This window comes from Halomonas sp. S3-1-1, from assembly GCF_023757625.1.
Classification (GTDB): Bacteria; Pseudomonadota; Gammaproteobacteria; order Pseudomonadales; family Halomonadaceae; genus Vreelandella.
In genome coordinates, this window is record NZ_JALGBZ010000001.1 from 662070 (window position 1) to 687061 (window position 24992).

General features: G+C 56.3%; 25 protein-coding genes. 15 read left to right on the top strand and 10 right to left on the bottom strand.

Annotation, left to right across the window (positions count from 1 at the left end):
• The first annotated feature begins 31 nt into the window (after positions 1–31).
• Both MQW23_RS03185 and MQW23_RS03190 read left to right on the top strand, forming a co-directional pair.
• Positions 32–469 carry a phage holin family protein gene (locus MQW23_RS03185; protein WP_252106363.1) on the top strand — a complete coding sequence of 146 codons (438 nt, stop codon included), beginning with the start codon at positions 32–34 and terminating at the stop codon, positions 467–469.
• Entirely contained in the window at positions 466–1707 is a 1242-nt protein-coding gene (locus MQW23_RS03190; protein WP_252106364.1) for a DUF3618 domain-containing protein, read from the top strand. Before MQW23_RS03185 ends, MQW23_RS03190 begins: the two co-directional genes overlap by 4 nt.
• Positions 1708–1785: 78 nt before the next feature.
• Here MQW23_RS03190 and xseA read toward each other — a convergent pair whose 3' ends face one another.
• The gene (xseA, locus tag MQW23_RS03195) at positions 1786–3129 is read right to left on the bottom strand and encodes an exodeoxyribonuclease VII large subunit (RefSeq protein ID WP_252106365.1); all 1344 of its coding nucleotides are present in this window, start codon (positions 3127–3129) and stop codon (positions 1786–1788) included.
• A gap of 107 nt (positions 3130–3236) precedes the next feature.
• Here xseA and MQW23_RS03200 point away from each other — a divergent pair, with 107 nt between their 5' ends.
• From MQW23_RS03200 to MQW23_RS03225, 6 genes are all read left to right on the top strand, one after another.
• Positions 3237–3746 carry an opioid growth factor receptor-related protein gene (locus MQW23_RS03200; protein ID WP_252106366.1) on the top strand — a complete coding sequence of 170 codons (510 nt, stop codon included), beginning with the start codon at positions 3237–3239 and terminating at the stop codon, positions 3744–3746.
• A 149-nt stretch (positions 3747–3895) separates the two neighbouring features.
• Positions 3896–5365, top strand: coding sequence for an IMP dehydrogenase (guaB, locus tag MQW23_RS03205; RefSeq protein ID WP_252106367.1), 1470 nt, complete (start codon positions 3896–3898; stop codon positions 5363–5365).
• A 103-nt stretch (positions 5366–5468) separates the two neighbouring features.
• A complete protein-coding gene (gene guaA / locus MQW23_RS03210) occupies positions 5469–7046 on the top strand; it encodes a glutamine-hydrolyzing GMP synthase (protein ID WP_252106368.1) in 1578 nt (525 codons plus the stop codon).
• A gap of 149 nt (positions 7047–7195) precedes the next feature.
• Complete coding sequence (locus MQW23_RS03215; protein ID WP_252106369.1) at positions 7196–7780, top strand: hypothetical protein; 585 nt, start codon at positions 7196–7198, stop codon at positions 7778–7780.
• Positions 7777–8274, top strand: coding sequence for an ImmA/IrrE family metallo-endopeptidase (locus MQW23_RS03220; RefSeq protein ID WP_252106370.1), 498 nt, complete (start codon positions 7777–7779; stop codon positions 8272–8274). Before MQW23_RS03215 ends, MQW23_RS03220 begins: the two co-directional genes overlap by 4 nt.
• 6 nt (positions 8275–8280) lie before the next feature.
• A complete protein-coding gene (locus tag MQW23_RS03225) occupies positions 8281–9384 on the top strand; it encodes a beta family protein (protein WP_252106371.1) in 1104 nt (367 codons plus the stop codon).
• Here the strand turns inward: MQW23_RS03225 and MQW23_RS03230 are convergent.
• The 6 genes from MQW23_RS03230 to MQW23_RS03255 all read right to left on the bottom strand — a co-directional run bounded on the left by MQW23_RS03230 (position 9381) and on the right by MQW23_RS03255 (position 15223).
• On the bottom strand, positions 9381–10079 hold the full coding sequence (locus MQW23_RS03230) for a sce7726 family protein (protein WP_252106372.1): 699 nt from the start codon (positions 10077–10079) through the stop codon (positions 9381–9383). The genes MQW23_RS03225 and MQW23_RS03230 overlap by 4 nt on opposite strands.
• Before the next feature lie 531 nt (positions 10080–10610).
• A complete protein-coding gene (locus MQW23_RS03235) occupies positions 10611–10913 on the bottom strand; it encodes a hypothetical protein (RefSeq protein WP_252106373.1) in 303 nt (100 codons plus the stop codon).
• A gap of 253 nt (positions 10914–11166) precedes the next feature.
• Positions 11167–11343, bottom strand: a complete 177-nt coding sequence (locus MQW23_RS03240; protein WP_252106374.1) for a hypothetical protein — start codon at positions 11341–11343, stop codon at positions 11167–11169.
• 185 nt (positions 11344–11528) lie between these two features.
• A complete protein-coding gene (locus tag MQW23_RS03245; RefSeq protein ID WP_252106375.1) occupies positions 11529–12419 on the bottom strand; it encodes a pseudouridine synthase in 891 nt (296 codons plus the stop codon).
• Between the two features lie 198 nt (positions 12420–12617).
• The gene (locus MQW23_RS03250; RefSeq protein WP_252106376.1) at positions 12618–13832 is read right to left on the bottom strand and encodes an MFS transporter; all 1215 of its coding nucleotides are present in this window, start codon (positions 13830–13832) and stop codon (positions 12618–12620) included.
• Positions 13833–14245: 413 nt separating this feature from the next.
• Positions 14246–15223, bottom strand: coding sequence for a LysR family transcriptional regulator (locus tag MQW23_RS03255; RefSeq protein WP_252106377.1), 978 nt, complete (start codon positions 15221–15223; stop codon positions 14246–14248).
• Between the two features lie 1002 nt (positions 15224–16225).
• Here MQW23_RS03255 and MQW23_RS03260 point away from each other — a divergent pair.
• From MQW23_RS03260 to MQW23_RS03280, 5 genes are all read left to right on the top strand, one after another.
• On the top strand, positions 16226–17236 hold the full coding sequence (locus MQW23_RS03260) for a TRAP transporter substrate-binding protein (protein WP_252106378.1): 1011 nt from the start codon (positions 16226–16228) through the stop codon (positions 17234–17236).
• Between the two features lie 71 nt (positions 17237–17307).
• A complete protein-coding gene (locus tag MQW23_RS03265; protein ID WP_252106379.1) occupies positions 17308–17811 on the top strand; it encodes a TRAP transporter small permease in 504 nt (167 codons plus the stop codon).
• Positions 17812–17815: 4 nt separating this feature from the next.
• The gene (locus MQW23_RS03270) at positions 17816–19096 is read left to right on the top strand and encodes a TRAP transporter large permease (protein ID WP_252106380.1); all 1281 of its coding nucleotides are present in this window, start codon (positions 17816–17818) and stop codon (positions 19094–19096) included.
• A gap of 24 nt (positions 19097–19120) precedes the next feature.
• A complete protein-coding gene (gene ggt / locus MQW23_RS03275) occupies positions 19121–20725 on the top strand; it encodes a gamma-glutamyltransferase (protein WP_252106381.1) in 1605 nt (534 codons plus the stop codon).
• 33 nt (positions 20726–20758) lie between these two features.
• Positions 20759–21451: a TetR/AcrR family transcriptional regulator gene (locus tag MQW23_RS03280; protein ID WP_252106382.1), complete on the top strand. Its 693-nt coding sequence runs from the start codon at positions 20759–20761 to the stop codon at positions 21449–21451.
• Positions 21452–21597: 146 nt separating this feature from the next.
• Here MQW23_RS03280 and MQW23_RS03285 read toward each other — a convergent pair whose 3' ends face one another.
• From MQW23_RS03285 to MQW23_RS03295, 3 genes are all read right to left on the bottom strand, one after another.
• Complete coding sequence (locus MQW23_RS03285; protein ID WP_252106383.1) at positions 21598–22041, bottom strand: DUF1284 domain-containing protein; 444 nt, start codon at positions 22039–22041, stop codon at positions 21598–21600.
• Positions 22038–22619 carry a biotin transporter BioY gene (locus MQW23_RS03290; RefSeq protein WP_252106384.1) on the bottom strand — a complete coding sequence of 194 codons (582 nt, stop codon included), beginning with the start codon at positions 22617–22619 and terminating at the stop codon, positions 22038–22040. Before MQW23_RS03290 ends, MQW23_RS03285 begins: the two co-directional genes overlap by 4 nt.
• Positions 22620–22731: 112 nt before the next feature.
• Positions 22732–23040, bottom strand: coding sequence for a hypothetical protein (locus MQW23_RS03295; RefSeq protein WP_252106385.1), 309 nt, complete (start codon positions 23038–23040; stop codon positions 22732–22734).
• A 259-nt stretch (positions 23041–23299) separates the two neighbouring features.
• Between MQW23_RS03295 and MQW23_RS03300 the strand changes: the two genes are divergently transcribed.
• Both MQW23_RS03300 and MQW23_RS03305 read left to right on the top strand, forming a co-directional pair.
• Positions 23300–24166: an SDR family oxidoreductase gene (locus MQW23_RS03300; protein WP_252106386.1), complete on the top strand. Its 867-nt coding sequence runs from the start codon at positions 23300–23302 to the stop codon at positions 24164–24166.
• Between the two features lie 43 nt (positions 24167–24209).
• Positions 24210–24956, top strand: coding sequence for an SDR family oxidoreductase (locus MQW23_RS03305; RefSeq protein WP_252106387.1), 747 nt, complete (start codon positions 24210–24212; stop codon positions 24954–24956).
• Positions 24957–24992: the final 36 nt, after the last annotated feature.

Consider the following 24992-nt stretch of genomic DNA (forward strand, 5'->3'; position numbering starts at 1 on the left):
TCAACGATTGGCCAGTACGAACGAGGCTTATATGGAAACGCAGCGCAATAGCACGACGCAGGGAGCGTCCGTCGGCTCGCTTTTAACGACGTTGACCCGCGAGGTAACCGATCTGGTTCGAGGCGAAGCCGAGCTCGCCAAGGCCGAGGTATCGGAAAAGACTCATCAGGCCCTGACCGGCATTGCCGCAATTGCCGTGGCCGGCGCGGTGATCTTCGCCGGCTTTCTGGTGCTGCTGGCATCGGCGGTCGCCCTGCTCAACGAAATCCTGCCGCCGGACATGACCCCCTGGCTTTCGGCCGCCATCGTCGGCGTCGTGACCGCCGTCATCGGGTTGGTCATGCTCAACGTAGGGCTCAACAAGATCAAAGCGCAGCGCCTGACGCCGCAGCGCACGCTGAAGAGTCTTCAGCGGGACAAGGAGCTAGCTCAGGAGCACGAGCATAACGTCAAGGAGGCGTTGAAATGAGCGATCACAAGGATCACCGCACCCCCGAAGAGATCGAAAAGGACATTCAGCACTCCCGCGAGCGGCTCGACTCTACGCTTGGCGAGCTGGAGGAGCGCTTCTCGCCCCAGCGGCTACTCAACGCCTCCTACGACTACCTTCGCCACGGCGGCGCCAACGAGTTCTTCGCCAACCTGGGGACGACCATCAAGGAGAACCCGGTGCCGTTTCTAGTCACCGGTGCCGGGCTTGGCTGGCTGTTGACCGCCCAGCGCAGCGGCGCTCAGCAGGGTGACCACCGCTACGCCAATTCCGAAGCCTACCCGCACAGCGGCCCCCAAGGGCGCTTCGATTCGCGGATGAACCGCCCGCCGATGTCGGAGCCGTTCTCCAACCCGATGGGCCGCCATAGCGGTGAAAACGTCGATGCCTATACGGGCGGCGCGCGCCCGGCGGGCCTTGAAGGCGATGCACCGTTTGACCGCCCCGAGCGCAGCGCCTTTTCTCATCCGCCGGCGTTCGATGACAGCGACCGCCCGTATGCAGGTTTCGACCAGAGCGCGGGCATGACCTCGGGCATGAAAGAGCGCGTCGTCGACGGCGCCCGCCACATGGGCCACAGCGCCAGTGACGCTGCCCATCATATCAGCGAGCGGGCTCACCACATGGGAGGCAGTATGCGCGACACGACCTCAGGCTTGTACCGTTCCACCCAGCACGGCATGCACGACGCCGGGCAGTGGGCCAAGGATGCCGGCCGCCACTCGTCGGACTTCATCCAGGAGCACCCGCTGGTGGCCGGGGCGCTAGGCTTTGCCATTGGCGCCGCGCTCGGCGGGCTTCTACCCTCAACACGACGGGAAGACGCTTACATGGGCGAATACCGCGACCGCCTGGTGGGCGAGGCCGCCGAGATGGGCCACCAGCAGGCCGACAAGATGCAGCACTCTCTTCACGAAAGGACCGAGAAGATGAAAAACGACACGGACAAGGATCAGCACCAGAAAGATCAGCACAAAAATGAGCATCAGGAGCACGACACTCGCCATACGCCGAGCGACACCGACAGCGAGCACATGCGCTACTCCGACGAAGCGATGCCGGGGCACAACGCCGCCTCGGGCCTGGGCGGCAACCCGGGCAAGGAGCCCACACCCCACGACAAGGACAAGAGCAAGAAAGAGCACGGCCTGGCCGACTCCGACACGCCCTCTGGCAACACCCAGGGCGACGACACGCTCGAGCCGCCCGAGCGTTAAACAAGGTGTGAACGCGCGTTAATGTTGATGTAAACATCAGGAAAAAACACGCTGATAGCGCCCGGCCACCGCCGGGCGCTATTTTTTGTGGCGGCGTTTGACCTCCACGCTCAGGCGGCCTTCACCCAAGCGTAGCGACAGCGTCTGGCCAGGCGCCGTGTCCTCGGCGCGGCGCACGACCTGGCCGGCGCTGTCCTGGGCGATAGCGTAGCCTCGGCCCAGCACGGCCAGCGGGCTCACCGCGTTGAGCTCGCGGGCAACACTCGAAAGCCTTGCGCGGCGCGCCTCCAACGTGCGCTCCACCGCGCTTTTCAGGCGGCGGTCGAGCTGGGTCAGGCGCGCCTGCTCGGCCTGGTGTAGCCGCGCCATGTCCTGGCTTGCCAGCCGTTTGGTGAGCTGGGCCACGCGGCTCTGCTGCTGACCAAGCGTTTGATTCATGGCGCGCTGCAGGCGCTGGGCGAGTGAATCGACGTGCTGCCGGCGCTGTGCGAGCTGCTCGCCGGGGTGTTTGAGCCGGGCGCGCAGGTGATCCAGCCGCTGGCTTTCACGCTGAAGGCTGGCGCGAACGGCGCGGGTCAGGCGCGCCTCGCTTTGCTCCAGCGCCTGCAAAAGCGCCCGGCCATCCGGCACCAGCCGCTCTGCCGCCGCCGAGGGCGTGGGGGCGCGCACATCGGCGGCGAAGTCAGCAAGCGTGGTATCCACCTCGTGACCCACCGCGGACATCACCGGCAGGCGCGAGTTGAAAATCGCCCGTGCCAGGTGTTCGTTGTTGAACGCCCACAGATCTTCCAGACTGCCGCCGCCGCGGGTGATCAGCACGGCGTCGCGCGCCGGGTCCAACCGCGTTTGGCGGTTTAAAAGCGCCAGCGCCGAAATCATCGCCGGTGCCGCGTCTGCGCCCTGCACCGGCACGGGAATGAGCGTCACCTCAGCAAGCGGCCAGCGCGCTTTGAGGACCGCCAGCACATCGCGAATCGCCGCGCCGCTGGCCGAGCTCAGAATCAAAAGCTTGCGCGGCGGGTAGGGCAGGGGGCGGGCGTTGGCAAACACGCCTTCACCGTCGAGCTGCGCTTTTAGCCGCTCGAAGGCCGCCAACAGCTCACCGAGCCCTGCCGCCTGCACCGCCTCGGCGATCAGCTGGTAGTCGCCACGCGGCTCGAACAGCGACACCTTGCCTCTGAGCTTCACCTGGTCGCCGTCGCGCATCGGCGCGGCCACGAACCGCGCGCGCTGGCGAAACAGCGCGCAGCGCACTTGGGCGCGGTCGTCCTTCAGCGTGAAGTAAATATGCCCGGAGGCGGGTTTGGAAACGTTCGAAAGCTCGCCTTCGACCCACACCTCGCCCATGTCGCGCTCGAGCGCCTGGCGCGCTTGCTTGTTGAGGTCGCTGACGGAAAGGGCGGTAGGCGGTTGAGCACTCATGAAGGCGTTTCCAGATCGATTCGGGAATTCATACATCAGGCCACGTAACATAGCGCATTTATTGCCCACCAGCACTTGGGCGGCATCACCGGCTATCAGGAGACGCCATGGACCACCACGCCACACCGCTGATCGCTTTTTATCGCGGCGAGGCCAGCGACCATAAAGGGCGACAGGTCGACGAACTTTGGGGCTTGTCGCCTTTCTGGCTGGAGCACACCCACGACTATATTCAGTGGCTGTTTCCGATTCCCGAGGCAGGGCGTTTCAACGGCTTCGCGCCCACGCTCACCGGCGAAGACCGGCAAGCGTTCGCCGACGACGCAGGGCTTCGAGCGCGGCAGCAAACGTCGCTGGATGTCATGCTGAGCTTTTTTGGGCTGGAGCGAGAGAGCGAGACGATCACGGCCACCCCAAACCTGAACATGCGCGAGCACATCTGGCTAAAAGCCGGCGGGCACAATCACCTGCGCATTTCGCGGATGATTCGCTCGCTGGCGTACTGCCACCAGCCGACACTGGCCGCGAGCGTTCAGGAAGCGGTCATTCGTATTGGAAAAAGCCACGGTATCGTATCGGATACCTCGACCAGGTACTGGATCGAAGCCACCGCGTAGCGAGTACAGCACCATTGATGGTGGCGCTTGTTCGAAATTAGCCACCGCGCGAGCACACCATCACATTGATGACGCACACCCTAAAACGCTATAATGGTCGATTAATTTTCCTCGCCCCATCTTCCCACTGTTCAATGGGTGTTGCCGCTATGCTACGTATGGCCCAAGAAGCGCTTACGTTCGATGACGTACTCCTCGTTCCTGGCTTCTCCGACGTTCTTCCCAAGGATGTCAGCCTCAAAACCCGCCTGACCCGCAATATCACGCTCAATATTCCGCTGGTTTCCGCCGCCATGGACACGGTGACCGAAGCGCGACTGGCGATTGCGATGGCCCAGGAAGGCGGCATCGGCATCATCCACAAGAACATGAGCATCGCGCAGCAGTCCGCCGAGGTCCGCAAGGTCAAAAAGCACGAAAGCGTGATCGTGAAAGACCCGGTCACCGTGAGCCCGAACGCGAAGCTCGAAGACCTGCTCAACATGGCGAACGAGTTCGGCTTCTCCGGCTTCCCGGTAGTCGAAGGCGAAACGCTGGTCGGTATCGTCACCGAGCGTGACATGCGCTTTCAGCCCAACGTAGGCGACAGCGTCGCCGACATCATGACCCCGCGCGAGCGCCTGGTTACCGTCTCTGAAGGTACCGATCTCGAAACCAGCAAAGCCAAGATGCGCGAGCACCGCATCGAAAAAATGCTGATCGTCGACGACGCCTTCCATCTGCGTGGCCTGGTCACCTTCCAGGACATCGAGAAGGCGCGCACCTACCCGAACGCCGCGAAAGACAGCGACGGCCGCCTGCTGGTCGGCGCCGCGGTCGGTACCGGTCCGGAAACCGCTGACCGCATTACCGCGCTTGCCGAAGCCGGCGTGGATGTCGTCATCGTCGATACCGCCCACGGCCACTCTCAGGGCGTGATCGACCGCATTCGCTGGGTGAAAGAGCACTTCCCCGAGATTCAAGTCGTCGGCGGCAACATCGCCACCGCCGCCGCCGCCCGCGCGCTGGCCGAAGCCGGCGCCGACGGCGTGAAAGTGGGCATCGGCCCGGGCTCGATCTGCACCACGCGCATCGTCGCCGGTGTCGGCGTGCCGCAGATCACCGCGGTCTCCAACGTCGCGGCCGCGCTCAAGGAGTTCGACATTCCCCTGATCGCCGACGGCGGCGTGCGCTTCTCCGGCGACCTGGCCAAGGCGATTGCCGCTGGCGCCAGCGCCGTAATGGTCGGTGGCCTGCTGGCCGGCACCGAGGAAGCCCCGGGCGAGGTCGAGCTTTATCAGGGCCGTACCTACAAGGCGTATCGCGGCATGGGTTCCATGGGCGCGATGTCGCAAAGCCAGGGCAGCGCGGATCGCTACTTCCAGGACAAGAGCGCCGGCGCCGAGAAGCTGGTGCCGGAAGGCATTGAAGGCCGCGTGCCGTACAAGGGCATGATGAGCGCCATCGTCCATCAGATGATGGGCGGGCTGCGCGCCTCCATGGGCTACACCGGCTGCCATAACGTCGAAGAGATGCGCACCAAGCCGGAGTTCGTGCAGATCACCGGCGCCGGCTTCAACGAATCGCACGTGCACGATGTGCAGATCACCAAGGAAGCCCCCAACTACCGGGTGAGCTAACCCCGGGGTCAGTATTGATGCGGCGGGCCTTGGCCCGTCGCTTGCTTTTAGAGCCTTATTAAAGCCTTCGCGGCCGCGCTTACACTGCTTGAGAGATACCGCCATGACCGACATTCACGCCCACAAGATTCTGATCCTCGATTTCGGCTCCCAGTACACCCAGCTGATCGCCCGCCGCGTGCGCGAGATCGGCGTGTATTCCGAAGTGCGCGCCTTCGATATCACCGAAGAGGAGATCCGCGAGTACAACCCGAACGGCATCATCCTCGCCGGTGGCCCGGAATCCGTGACCGAACTGGAATCTCCGCGCGCACCGCAGTGCGTGTTCGAGCTGGGCCTACCGGTCTTCGGTATCTGCTACGGCATGCAAACCATGGCCGAGCAGCTCGGCGGCAAGGTGGAAGGCTCGCAAAAGCGCGAGTTCGGCTACGCCCAGATCCAGATCGACGAAGACAACGCGCTGTTCAACGGCATCAAGGACCACGTGGATGCTGAAAGCGGCAAGGCGCTGCTGGATGTATGGATGAGCCACGGCGACAAGGTAGCCCAGGCGCCCGCCGAGTTTACCGTAACGGCTTCCACCTCCAGCTGCCCGATCGCCGCCATGGTGTGGGAAGAGAAGCAGTTCTATGGCGTACAGTTCCACCCGGAAGTGACCCACACGTTGCAGGGCCAGCGCATCCTCGAGCACTTCGTGCTGGATATCTGTCAATCCGAGAAGCTCTGGACCCCGGCGCAGATCATCGAAGACCAGGTTCAGCGCGTGCGCGAGCAGGTGGGCGACCGCCACGTGCTGCTCGGTCTTTCCGGCGGCGTCGACTCCTCCGTGGTCGCGGCACTTCTCCACAAGGCGATTGGCGACCAGCTCACCTGCGTCTTTGTGGATAACGGCCTGCTGCGCAAGGCAGAAGGCGACCAGGTGATGGAAACCTTCGCCAGCCATATGGGCGTGAAGGTAATCCGCGTGGACGCCGAAGACCTGTTCCTCGACAAGCTCAAGGGCGAAAACGACCCGGAAGCCAAGCGCAAGATCATCGGCAACACGTTCATTGACGTGTTCGACGACGAGGCCAGCAAGATCGAAGGCGTGGAGTTCCTGGCCCAGGGCACCATCTACCCGGACGTGATCGAATCCGCCGCCAGTAAAACCGGCAAGGCGCACGTGATCAAATCCCACCACAACGTGGGCGGTCTTCCGGAAACCATGAAGCTCAAGCTGGTCGAGCCGCTGCGCGAGCTGTTCAAGGACGAAGTGCGCAAGCTCGGCCTCGAGCTCGGTCTGCCGTATGACATGGTCTACCGCCACCCCTTCCCGGGGCCGGGTCTGGGCGTGCGCATTCTCGGCGAAGTGAAAAAAGAGTACGCCGATATCCTGCGTGAAGCCGACGCCATCTTCATCGAAGAGCTGCGCGCCTCCGGCTGGTACGAGAAAACCAGCCAGGCCTTCGCCGTGTTCCTGCCGGTCAAATCCGTCGGCGTGGTCGGCGACGGCCGCCGCTACGAATGGGTCATCGCACTGCGCGCCGTCGAAACCATCGACTTCATGACCGCCCGCTGGGCGCACCTGCCCTACGAGCTGCTGGAGAAGGTGTCCAACCGGGTGATCAATGAGCTGGAGGGGGTTTCTCGGGTGACTTATGATGTGAGCAGTAAGCCGCCGGCTACTATTGAGTGGGAGTGAACGAGTAGCATTGCAATAGAATAGTATGGAGGCTAAGCCGTTGGTTTTTAATCAACGGCTTTTTTATTATACGATAATAACTAAAATTAATATTGACTTTTTGTGGCTATAGCTGTTAATAATTCTAATTATTATTAAGGGGGGTGGCTGTGAGTACATTCAAACTGAAAATACTAGCTATCATTATATTCTCTTTTGCTTCTTACGCATGTTTTTCTGCCTTATTGCCTCAGAGTAGTTCTTCAATAGAACTTACCTCTGAAGCGACATATGAGGAGCCATCACATCATAACGATCTTATCGGAAGGATTGAGAGCTTAGAGGAAGTAATCGGTAGCATTCTTATAACAAGTGATTATCACGTTAGAGAAAAAATGAGCTACTCTGACTGGGCAGCTATAACCTTGGCTTGCGTTGCTATTTTAGTAACTATTCTAGGGGTTTTGATTGCTTTGCTTTCGGTTTGGGGGTATAGGAATATAGCTAGAGAGGCTAAGACATCTGCTGAAAATGTTTCTAACACTATATCTTCCGCCATTGCTCAACAGCAAGTGGAAAATTGTATCAATGATATAGCTAAAGAAGAATTGATTAAATTAATTGACAGCGGTGATCTTCAAAAGCATCTAGAAGATGCAGTAGACTTAATATATAGAAACTATGCTTTAACTGGCGGTTCAAATAATGGCTTTAGTAAATATCCTGAGATAGATGAAGAAGGTAAAGCTGAATGAAATACTCACCTGAATGGAATCAGCTACCAAACGATAAGCGTTTTATAATTGAAAATTTACAAACTACTCTTCCTGTCAAATTAGGGGTAATAGCAAAGGAGTTTGGCTTAGAAGTTAAAACAGCGACTTTACCTCCGAATATATCTGGTGAAATAAAAGAGAAAGATGGTAGGATTTTTATTAGAGTAAATAGACATGATGTAAAGGCTAGGCAAAGATTTACTTTAGCTCATGAAATTGCGCATTTTTTGTTACACCGGCATCTTTTAAAAGATGGTATACAGGATGATGCTCTGTATAGATCAAAACAGTCGGACAAAGTTGAGGCTGAAGCAAATCGGTTAGCTGCCGATATATTAATGCCTTTAAAGGCTTCGTTAGAGTTGATAAAAGAAAAGAGTGATCTTTTTAAAGGAGATATTTTGTACGAAGAGGTGGCTAATGAAATGGGTGTTTCAACTACGGCTTTAAAAATTAGATTAGGTAAGATATAAGATACCATGAATATTGTAGCTAATTATAAATATATACCTATTATGTCACTGCAACCTGCGGAAATGGCTGCCTTGGAAGAGTTGGCCGAAAAAGATAAAGATATTATTTTACCCTTTATATGTTTGAAGGGATGGGTGAGTTCTCATAAGTTAGAGAACTCTCTTATGCGGATTGATAGATCTATAGGTAAGCGTAATCTGATTCTTGATATAGATAAGGAATTCTTATCTAATAACCAAAAAAAGAATCCTAAGCGAGAGGTAGTTGCTCAGCTGGAATCTTTTTTAGATTCTAGTGAGGGTTATAAAAATTGGACAGTGTTTGTCAAGGATAATGAAAATTACATCCCTGCTTTACAGTTGGATGATCTATCGCAGCTAGATCTTCAAGTTAAAAATTTTATAAGTTTGAAGCGTTTTTTTGTAGTAAGGATTTGTCTTGAGGAGGGGAAGCGAATTTCCTCTGAAAATTTAAGGTTTGTAATAAAAGTTTTGCTAGAAAATAGTGTTAGAGAAACATTGTTTATTTTTGACCTTGGTGATCTAAGTAGAAAGGAGCTTTTAGAGCGTCATCAATATTCAGAGCTTGTTAAAAGTGTTTATCAACGTTTTAATGAAGCCACCTTCTGTGTTTCTGGTACTTCTTTCCCTTATAGTTTTGCTGGCTCTTATCGTGGTGAATTGCCAATATATGAGCGTCAGATTTTCGACTATATTGAAAAAGAAAATCAAAGTGCTAAGATGATTTACTCCGATAGGGCAAGTACTAGAGCGGGTAAAATGGGTGGCGGTGGAGGCCCTACTCCGGTACGATTAGATTATCCACTAAAGCACGATTGGCGTTTTATTAGGAAAGAAAATAACGGAGCGAGGAGTAAGGAAGATTTATATCAAGAAGCTGCTTTAGAAATGATGAAGTGCGATTATTGGAGTCAAGCGGTTCGAGTGTGGGGGACACAAATGATTGAACGAACCAGCCTCAGGGATCCTTATGCAATAACTTCACCACAAAGAGCCACTGCAGCAAGAATAAATATACACCTATTTCAACAGTTATATTATCATTATAATATTGAAAATGTAGATACTGAAGAGGACTGGGAGGATTAAAGAGAAAAAGAGTCAATGCATAATCTCAGGTTTTCAATGCTTGGCTCTTGATTCAAGATTTTTTCTTTACGAGCATACTGTTTTAAAATTCTTAGATCTTCTGTAGAAACATTTTTGTTAAAGATTTCTTGCTTAAACATAGAGTAAACTGGTCCATAACGTTTTTTAAGCGAGGATAAGCAAGCCTCTCTTAAAATATAAGCTGGCTCTTTTTCAAGCAATCCCTCAAGCTCACTTCTTTTTAAGTTTTTAGTATTTAATTTTAAAGAATTTGCTAATTGCTTTAGTTCGGATACGTTCATTAAATCAATGATTTTCTTTTTATTAGTTAATATTTTTTTATTTCCTCTTTTTATTTTCTTAAAATTTCGGCCGCTAATTACCCAAAGCCCAACATTGCTCGGTAACTTTTTTTGAAGTTGTTTAGAGTGCTTTTTTGCAGATATTACGGTTACTTTATCAAAATATTCTAAATACTTTTCTACTTGGCCCTCTATTCTTTTTAAAGAATCTGCTTCGCTTTTTATTTCAAATGCTTCAAAGAAGTTTTTTGAAATCAATGCTAAGTCAACACGTCGAGATGATTTGTCAACTGTGAACTCATTGATTATGATATCGCTTTCATTAAGCTTTTTTGAAGTTAAAAGCTCGTTTATTAGCATTGCTTTGATGTGTGACTCTAATAGTCTATGCATAAAATAATTTTCTTTCTGAACGCAACTTCTAATGAGGAGGCTTATTATAGTTGAAGTGAAATTGTTGTTCAATCTTTCTCTTTTAAATTTCAGCTCATATAATAGTTTTTATTTTCTATCATGAATATTTGCAGTGTTTTATGTTGTTTTAGGTGCATTAGATTTTTATCGTATGATTACAATTTGATATGGCAAAGCTTAATGTAGAGCTCATAGCTACAACAATTGGCTCATTATTTAGAATAAATAGGAGTGCTAATCATCGTCAGAAAAATTAGTAGTAGAATGAATAAGTATTATCCAAAATAAATGAATCTAACTTATGCCTTTAGTGTGATGTAATCATTCTGCTACGAGATTTTGTAAAGAGTAGAAAAAGATGGTATTAAGTCAAGCGGGTGTGAGAGTGGAATGAAGATACTCATCCAGAATGCAATTTGGACCAGCCGATTTAAGTGAGGTGCTAGACTAAGCGTTACTTTCGTTTGCGTTTTTCACAGTTGCTCGCTTTCTTCAACCGATTTATCTCGATTATCTGCCTTTGCAGTTATCGCGATAAAGCGCTTTTTTCAGCGCCATCGCCAGCTCCTCGGTAGCGCTGTTGTAGTAAAAGCTCTCAGGCTCGGCGCCGGAAAGCGCATAGTTGCCGCATACCCGGTAGTTCTTATTGACACGCTTCAAGTCGGAGAGGTCGGCCAGCTCCTGATGACCTAAGCGTTCGTCGATCGCCTCGGCAATCTGGTTATCGCGCTGGTTCTCGGAGTAGATCTGACTGCCGAATATCAAACCCGCTACAACGAAAATCGAAGCGACGGGAATCCAGAGGTTATGCATAACGTGTTAGTAATAGAATTTAAAAGCGCGCGAGTCGGCAGGTAAATGATTTAGCAGGATAATAATTTTTTTAGCCGTCAATTTTTATTGGTTGGTGAGTGCTTTCAGCGCTAACGTTGCCGATTTCGCAGCACCATTACCCCCGCGATCAGAATCATGCCCATAGCCAGCCATGCCTGGACGTCGGGCACTTCTCGAAATAGTAGGTAGCCCCACAGACTGGCAAAAACTAGATAGGGGTAATCAAAGGTTCCTACCAATGCGGAAGGGGCGATTTGGTAGGCTTGGCCACGCCGGTATTCACGGCGATCCACAGCAGCGCGCAGGCGCTCACGATCAACAGCGTTTCGGGAACCAGCCGTTGCCATTCACCAAACAGAAAAGGCGCGCACTCAGGAAGTGCGGCGGTGTCATAGATGGCTACTAGCACGCTTAAAAGACAGCCTAACGCCAAAAAGGTTAGGTTCAATCGTTTGCGTTTAGATACCGGTGGTAAGCTCCCATCGTGCGAACAGTCCGGTGTCGTTCAGCCCAGCATGCAATAACCGAGATGAAAATACTGCCCTGGCTCGCGATGAGTTCGCGGAGTAAATGTTACGGGGTAATAACGCCGCGCTATTCAAGCGTCAGGTCGCCACCGTATTCAATGCACCTAGACTCATTGGTCACGGGATCAGTGAACTCGAAGCCCTTAGAAAGTAGCTGCAAGGGGCGCGTGACGTCATCCGGCGAGAGCGGCTGTAGCACCGGGTAGTAGCGGTCGTTCAAAATCGGCCAGCCGAGAGCCTGCATGTGTAGGCGAAGCTGGTGGCGGCGCCCGCTGACGGGATGCAATTCGAAAAGCGCTTGGGTGTCGGTTTGCTGCACGCAGCGGATCACCGAGTGACTGTTGGCGTCGCCCTCACCAATCCGCATGCGAAAGCGCTGCTCGCTTGTCTCGATGCGATTCTTTACCTCCCACTCTCGACCCACCCATGACGTAGCACCGTCTACCTCGGCGATGGCCTGGTAGGTCTTGTGAATCTGACGTGACGTGAACAGCTGGTGATACAGCGGGCGGGTTTCGGGATTCAGCGAACACAGCACCAATCCGGCCGTCACGCGATCCAGACGATGCACCGGCTGCAGCGTCTCGATCCCCGTGCTTTGTCGCAGACGCTGTTGCAGGCACTCGTTGACGTAGCGCCCGACGGGCGTGACGGGCAGAAAGTGCGGTTTGTAGGCCACCAGAATGTGCTCGTCCCGATAGACCGTATGCTCGGCGAAGGGAATGCTCGGCTCGCTTGCCACTTCGCGGTAATAAAACACGCGAAGCTGTGGCTTGAAGAATGAGGCCGGTGTAATCCATGAGCCGTCATCGCGATGCACCTTGCCGGTGGCCATGCGCTCACGCCATGTCGCTTCATTGATGGCCGGAAACGCGAGCAGCAGATACTCAAGCACCGTCGACACACCGGGATTGACCTGAGGCAGGCTCAGCTTCGAAGGGCGTTGGGATATGGACATGGGATGCATCACCGATCGGGAAGGGGCTGGGTGGCGGTCGCGCTAGTGTAACCGAGAGGGGCATTCGTGTCGGGCGAGACATGGTGGCGCTGGATAAGTGGCAATGAGTTGGCCGTAGGTGGGCCAACTCACCGATGGTGATAGATAGGGATAACAAGGGAAAGACGCCTGACATCCTGTGTCAGGCGCCCCGTAGCATTACGCGGTTGCCATACTCAAGCGGGGAACCGGCTTGTCATTGATCGGAAGATGAATCAATGCAGAGATAAACGCCAGTATGATCGCCGACCACCAGATCGGGCCATAAGACCCGTAGTAGTCGTAAATGATCCCCCCGGCCCATGCCCCCAGAAAGCTGCCTACCTGATGAGAGAAAAATACCAGGCCATAGAGCGTCGACAGGTAACGAGCGCCAAAGATCTGACGAACCAGCCCCGATGTGATCGGCACGGTGCCCAACCAGCAAAACCCTATCGCAGCGCCGAAAATGAGCGCTGTCATGTCAGTAGTCGGCAGCATCACGAAGGCAGCGATCACGGCCGTACGCACGAAGTACAGCGCAGACATCACATAACGTTTGCTGTAGCGGTCTGCCATGGCCCCCCAAAAATAAGAGCCACCGATGTTGAAGATGCCTACATAGGCCAGCGCCATGGCCGCGGTCGAGGCCGAGATGCTTTTATCCGCCAGATAACTTGGAAGGTGCGTGGCGATAAACATCACATGAAAACCACACACAAAAAAGCCGATATGAATTAACCAATAGCCCTTGTGTGTGAAGGCTTCCATCAAGGCATCCTTCAGTGTCTGCAAGTCATCTTGTACAGGGTGTGCGGTAGATGTGTCCTGCTTTGCCGTTTTGATGAACAGTGCAAACACCACCATGAAACTGCACATGACTGCGAATATCTGCAGGGCACCTTGCCAATCGGAAATACTTAATAACGTCTGAGCACCCGGAATCATTGCAAACATGCCAAACGAGCCTGCTGCCGTAGTCAAGCCAAAGGCCTTGGCTGCATGTTGTGCAGGCACCACTTTCGCAACGGCACCCAAAACGATCACGTAACTGGTGGCACTCAATCCAAACCCGACCAGCACACCCAGAGACAGGTACATCATGGTGGGTTCGGTGGTGATCGAGGTCAGGTACAGGCCCAGGGCGTACGCGATGGCACCTGCAATGATAATGCGCTTTGGCCCCCAGCGGTCGGCCGCCATGCCCACAAACGGCTGGAAGGCGCCAAACAGTAGATTTTGTAATGCAATGGCAAAGCTGAAGAACTCACGGCCCGTCTGGAAGTAGTCGGAAATGGGCGTCATGAAAATGCCAAAGGACTGCCTGATCCCCAGGCTGGTAATCAAGATCCCTATGCTCAGCCAAACCAGGAGTGGAAATCGAAAAATAGTCATAAGTTGCTCTTGTTATACCTTGAGTGATTAGAGTGTTCTTCGTTTACGCTTACCGTTCTTGATCGCCACTTTTAATGGCGTGCACCGCCACCTTTTCCATGGCCCTGGTGAACCATGGAAAAGTAATGGCAGCTGCAAAACAGATAAAAAACTTCAGTAACTTCGAAGACGTGGACTGAAGAAAGGTGCGTATACGAGCGTCATTCGAAGCCTAAGGAGTATCGGGGGGTAACTCAAATGATAAAAAGTGCAGTGATCCATGCAGATTTTACATACGACACACGGGGCGTGAGGCTAGCGCTGTGCTTGGGGTGAAGGCGGGCAAGTCGGCGGATTGCCCTAAATCGATATGACTAGCTCGTGCAGATCGGCCTCGATGCTCGACGTGCATATGTAACGAGCCAGTGTTGCTTTCATTGTTGCTCTGTCCGGGGCATGGCATCAGCCTCGGCATCCAAACCCATGTCCATCACACGTTTGGCGATGAGCTTGCCACACTCTTCCTTGACGAGGTTTCTCAACCACTCCTGTGAGGGCGAGTGATCACAGCGTGGGTGCCAAATCATGGAATAATCGAACGGCGTAAAGTGAAAGGGCAACGGCTTCACGACCAGGTTATGACGCTCGGACACCAGATAGGCCAAATCGGCAGGCACCGTAATGATGAGGGGCATCGTATCCACAATCGCCAGTGCCGCTTCCAGGTGATAGGCCCTTAACACCGTGCGCCGCTTGGGCTTGTCTTTTAGCGCCTGTTCGATCAGCGATTTAACCCCGTCACTGATGGCAATCAGGGCATGAGGAAAATTCAGATAATCGTCCAGACACATATCTCTATCCGCGAGTGGGTGCTGTTTGGATAACAGGCATGACACGCCAACACGGCCCAATGTTTCATATTGCAAGGGCTCAATAGAGTGAATAGGGCGACAAATGGCTAAATCCGCTCGACCGTACGTTAGTTGCTCTTTTACATGCTCATCTTGTAATGGCAGGAACTCGAGCGCGATGTTGGGGGCTTCCTGATATATGCGGGGCAGGGCAAATGGCAAGATGGTTTGCATCGCATAATCAGTAGTGACGATTGTAAATGCCTGATCACACGAGCCGGGGTCAAACTCGATGGGAGACAAAAGCTGACTCAGAAGTCCGAGAGGTTCGTCCAGCGCTTTGTTCATCGATAACGCTTTCTCGGTCGGGATCAGGTTCTGCCCCTGGCGGGTAAACAGCGGGTCTGACAGCAAGCCGCGTAACCGCCCCAGTACTCGGCTCATTGCGGACTGGCTCAGGTTCAAACGATTTGCAGCTCTGCTGACGCTGCGTTCCTCGACCAGAATCTGCAACGCGACCAACAGGTTAAGGTCCCGACGATAAATCTCTTCGACGTTCATGCTCGGCCTTGATGGTTATAACAATAGTGGCTTTTAAATTAGGTGTTTATACAAAAATATACCGTGGGGTAGGGGCACGTGGTTGCAGAAACCCCGTGCAGGCCACTTTTTGGTATTAAACATTTCCTACCCGGCCCATGCACGTATTCAGGATGCTGATGGGCCGAATGTGTCGCAAACCATAACGGCAATGACGCACGCGGTTGCATTGATGCTTGGTTCGAGCCGGGCTGGCTGATTACGGCGGCTGGCGACAGACGCCGCTACGAGTGGGACATTGCCATTCGCGCAGTCGAGACCATCGCTTTCACCAGCACCAACGAGGGCTTGAAAAAGGCGAGCATGCGGTATCTTGAAGCGCGTCTTTTATTATGATGCTGAAGCTAAATTTCTTATGAAGTTACCGATCGGTAATTAAGGTTGAAGCCTCTATTCAGATGTGTTGATCGCCTGACCGGCTTGCCATAAGACGTGTTCACCTTGGATAAACCGTTCTTTCAATGCTTCTCTGTGCCGTCATTTCAAGGTTGCCTGTAAGCACACCCTTTGAGTTCGACTGCATCGGGTGAACCGAGAGTACACCTGAAGAGAAAAAGTTAAAGAAAAAGGTATGAAGCATACGACCACTACCATTCGAGCTGAATATCGAACTCGTTCGGCTCATGGTTCGAGCCGAATAGGTGCTGTAATCGGCTCAACTTTCATTAGGTACTGCTGACCCGAGCAGCCTGTAGCGCGCTTCGTTTGCAAGAGCTTCGTTCTCGACCAAGGGCAATGTTGCTGTACGTCGCTCGAGCGAGAACTTTTCCAATATCGCACCTTTCATGTGCTTTAGGCACTTATGTGGTGCGACGAAATGGCTTTTGAAAGCGTTCAGTACCCTAAATACCGCCCTTTTAAAAATGGCATGAACCTTGCTTTTCATTTAGGTAAGTAAACAGTTACTTAACTCAATCACCGTAGAGCGCTACCTCCATTGGCGCCTTGGCAGAGGGTCTTATCATGAAAATGCAACTCCATAACGCCAAACTGAAAGCAATCGCGTATAGCGTGGCACTGGGCGCCTTGACCCTTGCCAACACCGCGAGCGCCAATATACACATGAAATTCCACCACGACCTGCCGGAAGATAGCGCCCAGCACTTGGCGGCTGAGCGCTTCAAGCAGGCCGTGGAGGAGCGCAGCGACGGTGAGATCACCGTGCAGCTCTTTCCCAACAATACGCTGGGTGACGATGTCGAGGTGACCCAGCAGATGCAGATGGGCGCGGTGGAAGCAGCGATCATTCCCACGGCCAAGCTTTCGGGTTTCGTGCCCGCCATGCAGATCGTCGATCTGCCGTTTTTATTTCCCTCGCCGGAAGTCGCCCATACCGTGCTCGACGGTCAGGCCGGCGACGATCTGCTCGCCACCACCGAGCAGGTGGGCCTGAAGGGCGTCACGTTCTGGGAGAGCGGCTTCAAGCAGTTCACCTGCAACCACGCGATCGAGGGCCCGGAAAGCTTCGAAGGGCAGAAGGTGCGGGTGATGCAGAGCCCCATCATCATGGAGCAGTTCAGCGCCATGGGCGCTAACCCAGTGCCCATCGCCTTTGGTGAAACCTACAACGCCTTGCAGCAGCGGGTGGTGGATTGCCAGGAAAACCCGCTGGTGTCGATTACCCAGATGCGGTTTTTCGAAGTGCAGTCGGACGTGGTCATCAGTAACCATGCGTATCTGGGCTACGCGTTCCTGTTCAGTCAGCGCTGGTTCGATGGTCTGAGCGAGGACGACCAAGCGCTATTGACCGAGGTTGCGCGCGAAGCCACCACTTTCCAGCGCGAAGAAACCGCCCGTCGCGAAGAGGGCTACATCGCTACCATCGAAGCCAGTGGTACCAACGTAAGCTCCCTCGACGACGAGCAACTGGCGGCGTTTCGTGAGGCAACCGCCTCGGTGCACGAGGCCTTCGCCAGCGAAATCGGCGCCGATCTAATGGACGAGTTCCAGCAAGCGATCGCCAACGCCGAGTAATACGCCCCGCAAGAGGGCCGGTATCCCGCTGGCCCTCTTTTCTTTGAAGTGTTCCTGATAGGGAGTGCGCCATGCGCAAACTTGATGCTTGGCTGTCGCGCAGCGAGGAAGTCGTGATCGGCCTGCTGATTCTCTCCGCCGCGCTCATCCTCTTTGCCAACGTGGTGGCCCGCTACGTGTTCAACTTCGGGTTCTCCTGGGCGGAGGAGCTGGTGCGTTACCAGATCGTCTGGATGGTGCTGCTGGGCGCCAGTGTGGCGGCCCGCCAAGGCATTCACATCGGCATCGATATTCTGCGCCGCTTCAGCCCGCCGTCCATCGCGCAGGCGCTGGAACTGCTGGTGCACGCGATCTCGATCGCTTTCTGCGCCTTTCTGGTGTTTTACGGTATCGAGCTCACCGAGCAAACCCACCGGTTCGGCCAGGTCAGCTCGGCGCTGCAGGCGCCCATGTGGGTCGTGCAGTTGGCCATTCCCGTCGGTGCCTTGCTGATGGGCATTCGCTTTACCCAGCACTTCTTCCGCGCTTTGCTCGGCCGTCGGCAGGCCAGCGCCCACCTCGATCAGATTGGATGAACCCATGGTTATCACGTTTTTAGTGCTGCTGGCGGCGTTGATGCTGGTAGGGGCACCGATCTTCATCGCCCTGGCCGGCTCGGTCATGGCGACGATGGGCAGCTTCAGCCACATTCCGCTGGCCATCGTCGTCGAGCGGCTGTTCGCGGGGCTGGACAAGTTTCCGCTCATGGCGATTCCGTTTTTCATCCTGACCGGTAGCCTGATGAGTGCCGGCGGGCTCTCACAGCGGATCATCCGTTTCGCTAATTTGCTGGTGGGGCGCTTTACTGGCGGCATGGGGATGACGGCGGTGTCATCGAGTATGTTCTTCGGCGCCATTTCCGGCTCCAGCCCTGCAACGGTGGTCGCGGTGGGGTCGCTACTCTACCCGGCGATGCGTAAGGAGGGCTATTCCGGGCCGTTCTCCATTGGTTTGCTGGTCTCCTCCGGCTCGCTTGGCATCATCATTCCGCCTTCGGTGGTGATGATCGTCTACGCGGCGGTCACCGGGGTATCGGTTGGCGCGCTGTTCATGGCGGGGGTGGGCGCGGGGCTTTTATACGCCGCGTGCTTTCTGCCGTACTGCTGGTATCGCGCCAGGAAAGATGGCGTCGCCCCGATGGACCCGCCCAGCTGGCGCGAGGTATTGGCCGGGCTGAAAGACGCTTCCTGGGGGCTTGGCGTGCCTGTCGTGGTGCTGGGCGGCATTTATCTGGGCATCTTCACGCCTACCGAGGCCGCTGCGGTGTCGGTGGTCTACGCGCTGTTAGTTGCGGCGCTGATCTACCGCGAAAAAAGCGTCAAGGAGCTGTTTCAGAGCATGATCGACGCGGCGACCACGACTGCTCAGGTGATGATCATTCTCGCGGCGGCCTCGGTACTGGCCTGGTTTCTGACCAGTAATGGCTTGGCCACTCAGCTCGCCAACGCCATCCTGTCGCTCTCCGAGAACCCTTACCACATCTTCTTGCTGATCAACGTGACCGTGTTGATTGCCGGCATGTTCCTGGATGCCTCTTCGATCATGGTGATTCTCGGGCCGCTGTTTTACGCGGTGGGCACGCGCATCGGTATCGACCCGGTCCACTTGGGGGCAGTGCTCACCGTGAACGGGGCGATCGGCATGTTCACGCCGCCCTTCGGGCTCAACCTGTTCGTGGCGGGCACACTCGAGGGCGTCGATTACGTACAAACGGTGCGCGGAGCGCTGCCCTTTATCGGCATCGCGCTCATCGCCTTGGTGCTGCTGACCTACCTTCCTGCGGTCAGCATGTGGCTACCCAATATGGTGTACGGCGGCTAAACGCCTGAAACAAGGATGACGATAGTGACAACTTCCCCGAATACGGCCCCAAGCGCCTTGGCGCACTCCCAGGAGGGCGTGGTGACCAGCCCGCACACCCTGGCAACTAGAGCCGGGCGCGAGGTACTACGCCAAGGGGGCAATGCCGTCGAGGCGGCGATCACCATGGGCGCTTGCCTATCGGTGACCTACCCGCACTTCACCGGCTTGGGTGGCGACGCTTTCATGATCATCGCCGACGCCCAGGGCGGGGTGCGCACGCTTTCCGGTATTGGCCAAGCGCCCCAAGCCAGGATCGAGCACAAAGGCGCGCTACCCGATAGAGGGCCGGGGTCGCTCTTGACCACGGCGGCCACGGTAGACACTTGGGGCCAGGCCCACGATATCTCGCGTCAACACTGCGGCGGACGGATGAACTGGCAGGCCTTGCTGGACCCGGCTATTGGACTTGCTGAGGAGGGCTTTGAGGTCACGCCCTCACAGCGCTTCTGGCTCGATTTCCGCCGTGACGAGATGGCGACGATGCCCGGCGTGCAGTCGCTATTCATGGCGGAGGGCAAAATGCCCGAGCCGGGCGATATTCTGCGCCAGCCGGCGTTGGCTGCGTCGCTGCGCTCGGTGGCCGCCCATGGCTACCGGGATTTCTATGAAGGCGAACTGGGCGCTAAGATTGCCGCAGGGCTGGCGGCGGCAGGCTCGCCGCTAACGTCGGAGGACCTGGCGGCGACGCGGGCGCGAGTCGAGTCGCCGCTCTCTATACCTTACCGGGGCGGCGAGCTGCTGGCCCACCGCCCGCCTACCCAAGGCATGACCACGCTGGAGATCATGGGTATTCTCGAGCGTTTCGATTTTGCCGGCATCGAAGAGGGAAGCGCGGACTATTACCATCTGCTGGTCGAGGCGGTGAAGCGCGCCTTTCTGGATCGAAACGCCCACTTGGGCGACCCGGATTTTGCATCGATACCCTTCGAAGAGCTGCTTTCACCACCTCATCTCGACGCTCAGGCCGCCCATATTGAGGCAGACAACGCGCTGGCGTGGCCCCACGCTTACCAGCATGGTGATACGGTGTACCTGGCCGCTTCGGACCGTTTCGGCAACGCCGTTTCGATGCTGCAGACGATCTACTACGACTGGGGCAGCGGCGTCAGCGTGGGCGATACGGGCATTTTGTGGCACAACCGGGGGGCGGCGTTCAACACGGATCCATCCCATCCCAACGCGCTGGCACCGGGTAAGCGGCCTTTTCATACTCTGAACCCGGGCATGTACCGCGTCGATGGTAAGCCGCGCCTGCTGTACGGCACCCAAGGGGCGGATGGCCAGCCGCAAACTCTGGCAGCGGTGCTGACCCGCCTGATCGATTACGGCCTGGACCCGCTTACCGCTCTGAAAAAACCACGCTTTCTGTTGGGGCGCACGTTTTCCGACGGGCGTGATACGTTGAAACTGGAAGAGGATGCGGGGGCGGCGGTCTTTGCAGAGCTTTCCCGTCGTGGCCACCAGGTTAGCCCGCTGCCCGCCCAGAGCGCGCTGGCCGGTCACCCCGGGGCTGTGCTAATCGACCCCTCAAAAGGGCTATACGCGGCCCACGACCCGCGCAGCGATGGTATTGCGTTAGGGCAATAGCGCGAGACACTACAAGAGCACAAGGATGTATGAATGAGTGAAAGCGAGGCGCTTGGCGTATCGTCGAACGCACAGACCGGCAAACCCCGCCGTAACGCCCATGAGACGCGCGAGCGCCTGCTACAGGCGGCCACGGATGAATTCTGCGAGTGCGGTTTCGACGGGGCGCGGATGCAGCGTATCGTGCGCGCCGCGGCGTGCAACGTGCGTATGGCGTACCACTACTTCGGCGACAAGGAAGGCCTTTATCTGGCGGTGTTAGAGCGCGTTTACGAGGAGCTGCGGGCCAAGGAAAAAGCGCTCAACCTGAGCGATCTTGAGCCGGTCGCAGGTATGCAGGCGCTGGTCGAGTTCACCTTCGATCACATGGCCGAGCATCCGGAGTTTACAAGCCTCGTGCGCAACGAGAACCTGCTGGGTGGTCGCATGCTACGTAAATCCGCCAGGGTAGTGCAGCAAACTACCCCGCTGGTGGGCATGATCCGTGACACACTCGTACGCGGCGAAGCGGCGGGGGTGTTTCGTAGCGCCGTTGACCCCACCCAGCTCTATATCTCGATCCTTTCGTTGTCGATCATTCACATCAACCAGCGTGACACGTTATCGATCATTTTCGAGCAGGATCTAACCGACGCGAAGTGGTTGGCCGAGCGACGAGCGCACGCCGTCGAGGTCATTCTCTCTTATCTCCAGATCACAGGTGGGCCATCAGGCGATAAACGCTGAGCGAATGAAATGTGGGGTATGAAAAAACCTAATAGCGCTCCTTTATGTCGCGCAAGGCCGCCAACAACGAGCCACCTGCTTCAACGCTGGCGTCAAGGGCCGATGTCAACCGCGAAGGAGGCGACGTTTTTCAATGGCTAATTCGTTTAGGATTGAGGGCACTTAACGCCGACCCGCACCCCGTCATAACCACTCCTCGCCACATTCGTACACAGCGAATACCACTGACAGCCAATACACGCCTGCCGATTGCGCCCGGCGCGAAACGCCGCCCTTAGCGATGCCAGCGTGGCGCTACCCAGTTCAATGGTATCGCCAACGGCCAGCGGGCGGCCCAGCGTTTCGCCGATATCTTCAAGCGCGGCGCTGTCCCGCGCGATGACGCTGTCGTTCAGGCAGTGGGGCACCTCGCACGCGGGGGCCAGCAGCGGGGCGCAGATGTCATCCGGCCCTGCGACCAGTTCTACCGGCTCACCAAGGGAAAGGCGCGCGGCGAGCCGGTCGTAGTTGGCCACGAAGGCGGCGCTGTAGCCCTTGCCTACATAGGTGAGCAGGCAGAGCAGGTGGTGGCCGCGTAGCCGGATGGTCACGCGTTATCGCGGTGGCGGCTGGCGATCAGCTTGAGCGTCACGGTAGCCAGGGCCGATTTCAGCACGCTGCCGACCAGGAACGGCGTCACACCCAGCGCGATGGCTTGTTCCATGCCGACGAACTGTGAAAGCCAGGCACCGCCGGCGACCAGGCAAAGCACGTGGGCCAGCATCATGGCTGCGAAGGCAAGTGCGGGGCGCTGGCCGTTCCAGCCGCGCTGGGCCAGCCAGCCCGTTAGCGCCGCGCACAGCGGGAAGACGAACAGATATCCCGCCGTCGGCCCGGCAAATGCTACCCAGCCGTTCGCACCGCCCGCCAGCACCGGTAGACCTACGGCGGCCTGACCCAGCCACGCAAGCGTGGTCACCGCGCCCAGGCGCCAGCCGTAAAGCGCCCCGACCAACAGTACCCCGAAGGTTTGCATCGTAACGGGCACCGGCACCATGGGCACTTGTACGTAGGAGCACAGCGTCAAAAAGAGAGAGCCCAGCACGACCGCGACTATCTTCCAACTCAGCGAGTAGTGAGACAGGGCCGAAGGCGTAGGGAGTGTGAAAGAACGAGACGTATCGTACATGTTGGCAGTAACCTTTTTTATCCAGTTGGGTTTACTGCGTGATTCTAGCTACGATGTTAACTACGGTCTAGTTAATTGGTTTACAGGTGCGCTCGACCAAATGTCGGGAAGGTCACTTCGAAACGCTCGCGCAGTTATCCTGGTACAGCTCGTCGTCACTGCCTACCGCGAGCCGCTCGGTCGCGCTGTTGTAGTAAAAGCGGCCGCCCTCGGCGCCTGAAAGTGCATAGTCGCCGCACACCCCGTACCCCTTGTTGACGCTCATCAGGTTGGAGATCTCGGCTGGCGTTTGGCGCTCAAAACGCTGCGAAATCGCCTCGGAAATGTGGGCATCGCGCTGAGCCTCGGAGTAGGCCTGGCTGCCGAAGATCAGGCCCGCTACGACGACAATGGCGACGACGGGAATCCAGAGGTTGTGCATGGCGTGTCCAGTAAGAGTGTGAAAACGAATGGCATCATCATAAAAATTATCGAGCCGGATAATAGCGTTTTGCTCGCCGAATTTCATTGCCTGGCAGCGGCCACAATCTCTGAAAGACAAGACGCCAATCGAAGCTCGGTATCGGGCTTTGAGTGTTCCAATATCGAGACAGTTTGTCCAATTATACGGTCTATTGGATGTCTCGCGGATCAATTATCTTCAGATGGTCAGTCCAACAGACTCTGAGGAGCGAAGAACCATGACCATTCTAGTGATCGGTGCCACCGGCCGTGTCGGCCGCCACGTTGTCGAACAGCTTGTTACCCGCGATACCCGCGTTCGGGTGCTGACCCGCGATGCCGCCAAGGCATTCTTTCCCGAAGGCGTCGAGGTGGTACAGGGAGAGCTACTCGATATCGACGCGCTGCGCCGCGCCTTTGATGGCATCAGCACGCTGTTTCTGCTGAACGCGGTCACGGACGATGAATTCACCCAAGCGATCATTACCCTCAACATCGCGCGGGAGGCGGGAGTGGAGCGCGTGGTCTATCTCTCGGTGTTTGGCGCCGATACTGCCGTTAACGTGCCCCATTTTGCGGTCAAGTCCGGCGCGGAACGGATGCTGGCGGCGATGGGCTTTGGCGCCACCATCCTACGCCCGACCTACTTCATCGATAACGAGGTCATGGTGAAGGACGTGATCAAGGAGCACGGCGTTTACCCCATGCCGATCGGCCGCAAGGGCGTGGCCATGGTGGATGCCCGCGATATAGGCGAAGTGGCGGCGCTCGAGCTGCTACGGCGGGAGCGTTCGCCGAGCAAGCTGCCGCTTGAAACCATCAACCTGGTCGGCCCCGACACGCTGACTGGCGACGACATCGCCACGATCTGGTCACGCGTGCTGGAACGCCCTATCGCCTATGGCGGTGATGACCCAAGCGGGTTCGAGCAATCGATGGCGGCGTTCATGCCGGCCTGGATGGCCTATGAAATGCGGTTAATGGCCGAGCGCTACGTCAGCGACGGCATGATTCCGGAGAAGGGCGATGTCGAGCGGTTGACGACGCTGCTTGGCCGGCCGTTGCACCGCTACCACGACGCTGCTCGTGTGCTGATGGCGTCCTGAACGGCGTCGCACTCTTTCCTTTACTGAAACACAGGAGTTCATCATGCCCACTATCCTCATCACTGGCTGCTCATCCGGCTTTGGCCTGGCGACGGCTCGCCACTTCGCAGCTCGCGGCTGGCGCGTCGTGGCCACCATGCGGACCCCCGATGAAAGTATTTTGCCGTCATCAGTCAACCTGCGTACCTTGGCGCTCGATGTCACCGACCCGGCCAGTATTGCCCGGGCGGTAGCGGCAGCCGGCCCTATCGATGCGCTGGTCAACAATGCCGGCATTGGCCTGCTCAGTACCGTCGAGGGAACCTCAATGGCCGTTGCTCGGGAGCTTTTCGAGACCAACACGCTGGGCACGATCGCGATGACCCAAGCCGTATTGCCGCAGATGCGTGAGCGCGGCGCGGGTACGATCGTCAACGTTACCTCGAGCGTGACGCTGATGCCGCTCCCGCTGCTCGCGCTTTACACGGCGAGCAAGGCGGCGGTGAATGCGCTGAGCGACAGTATGGCGATCGAGCTCGAACCCTTCGGTATCCGCGTGCGTACGGTGTTGCCGGGCCGGGCGCCGGATACGGCGTTTGCCGCCAACGCGGGGCCCCGAATGGCCGGCGGCATCCCGGAGGCTTACGGCCCGCTGGCGGAACGGGTATTCGCCGCCTGGCAGGAGGAAACCGGCGCGCTAACATCCGCCGAGGACGTGGCACAGGCCATCTGGCGCAGCGTCACTGACGCCGGCAGCCCGGCACGCCTCGCCGCGGGGGCGGACGCCGTTGCCCTGATGCAGGCCGTGTAGTTACCCCACACTGCGGCAACGTAGCCGTGTGATTCT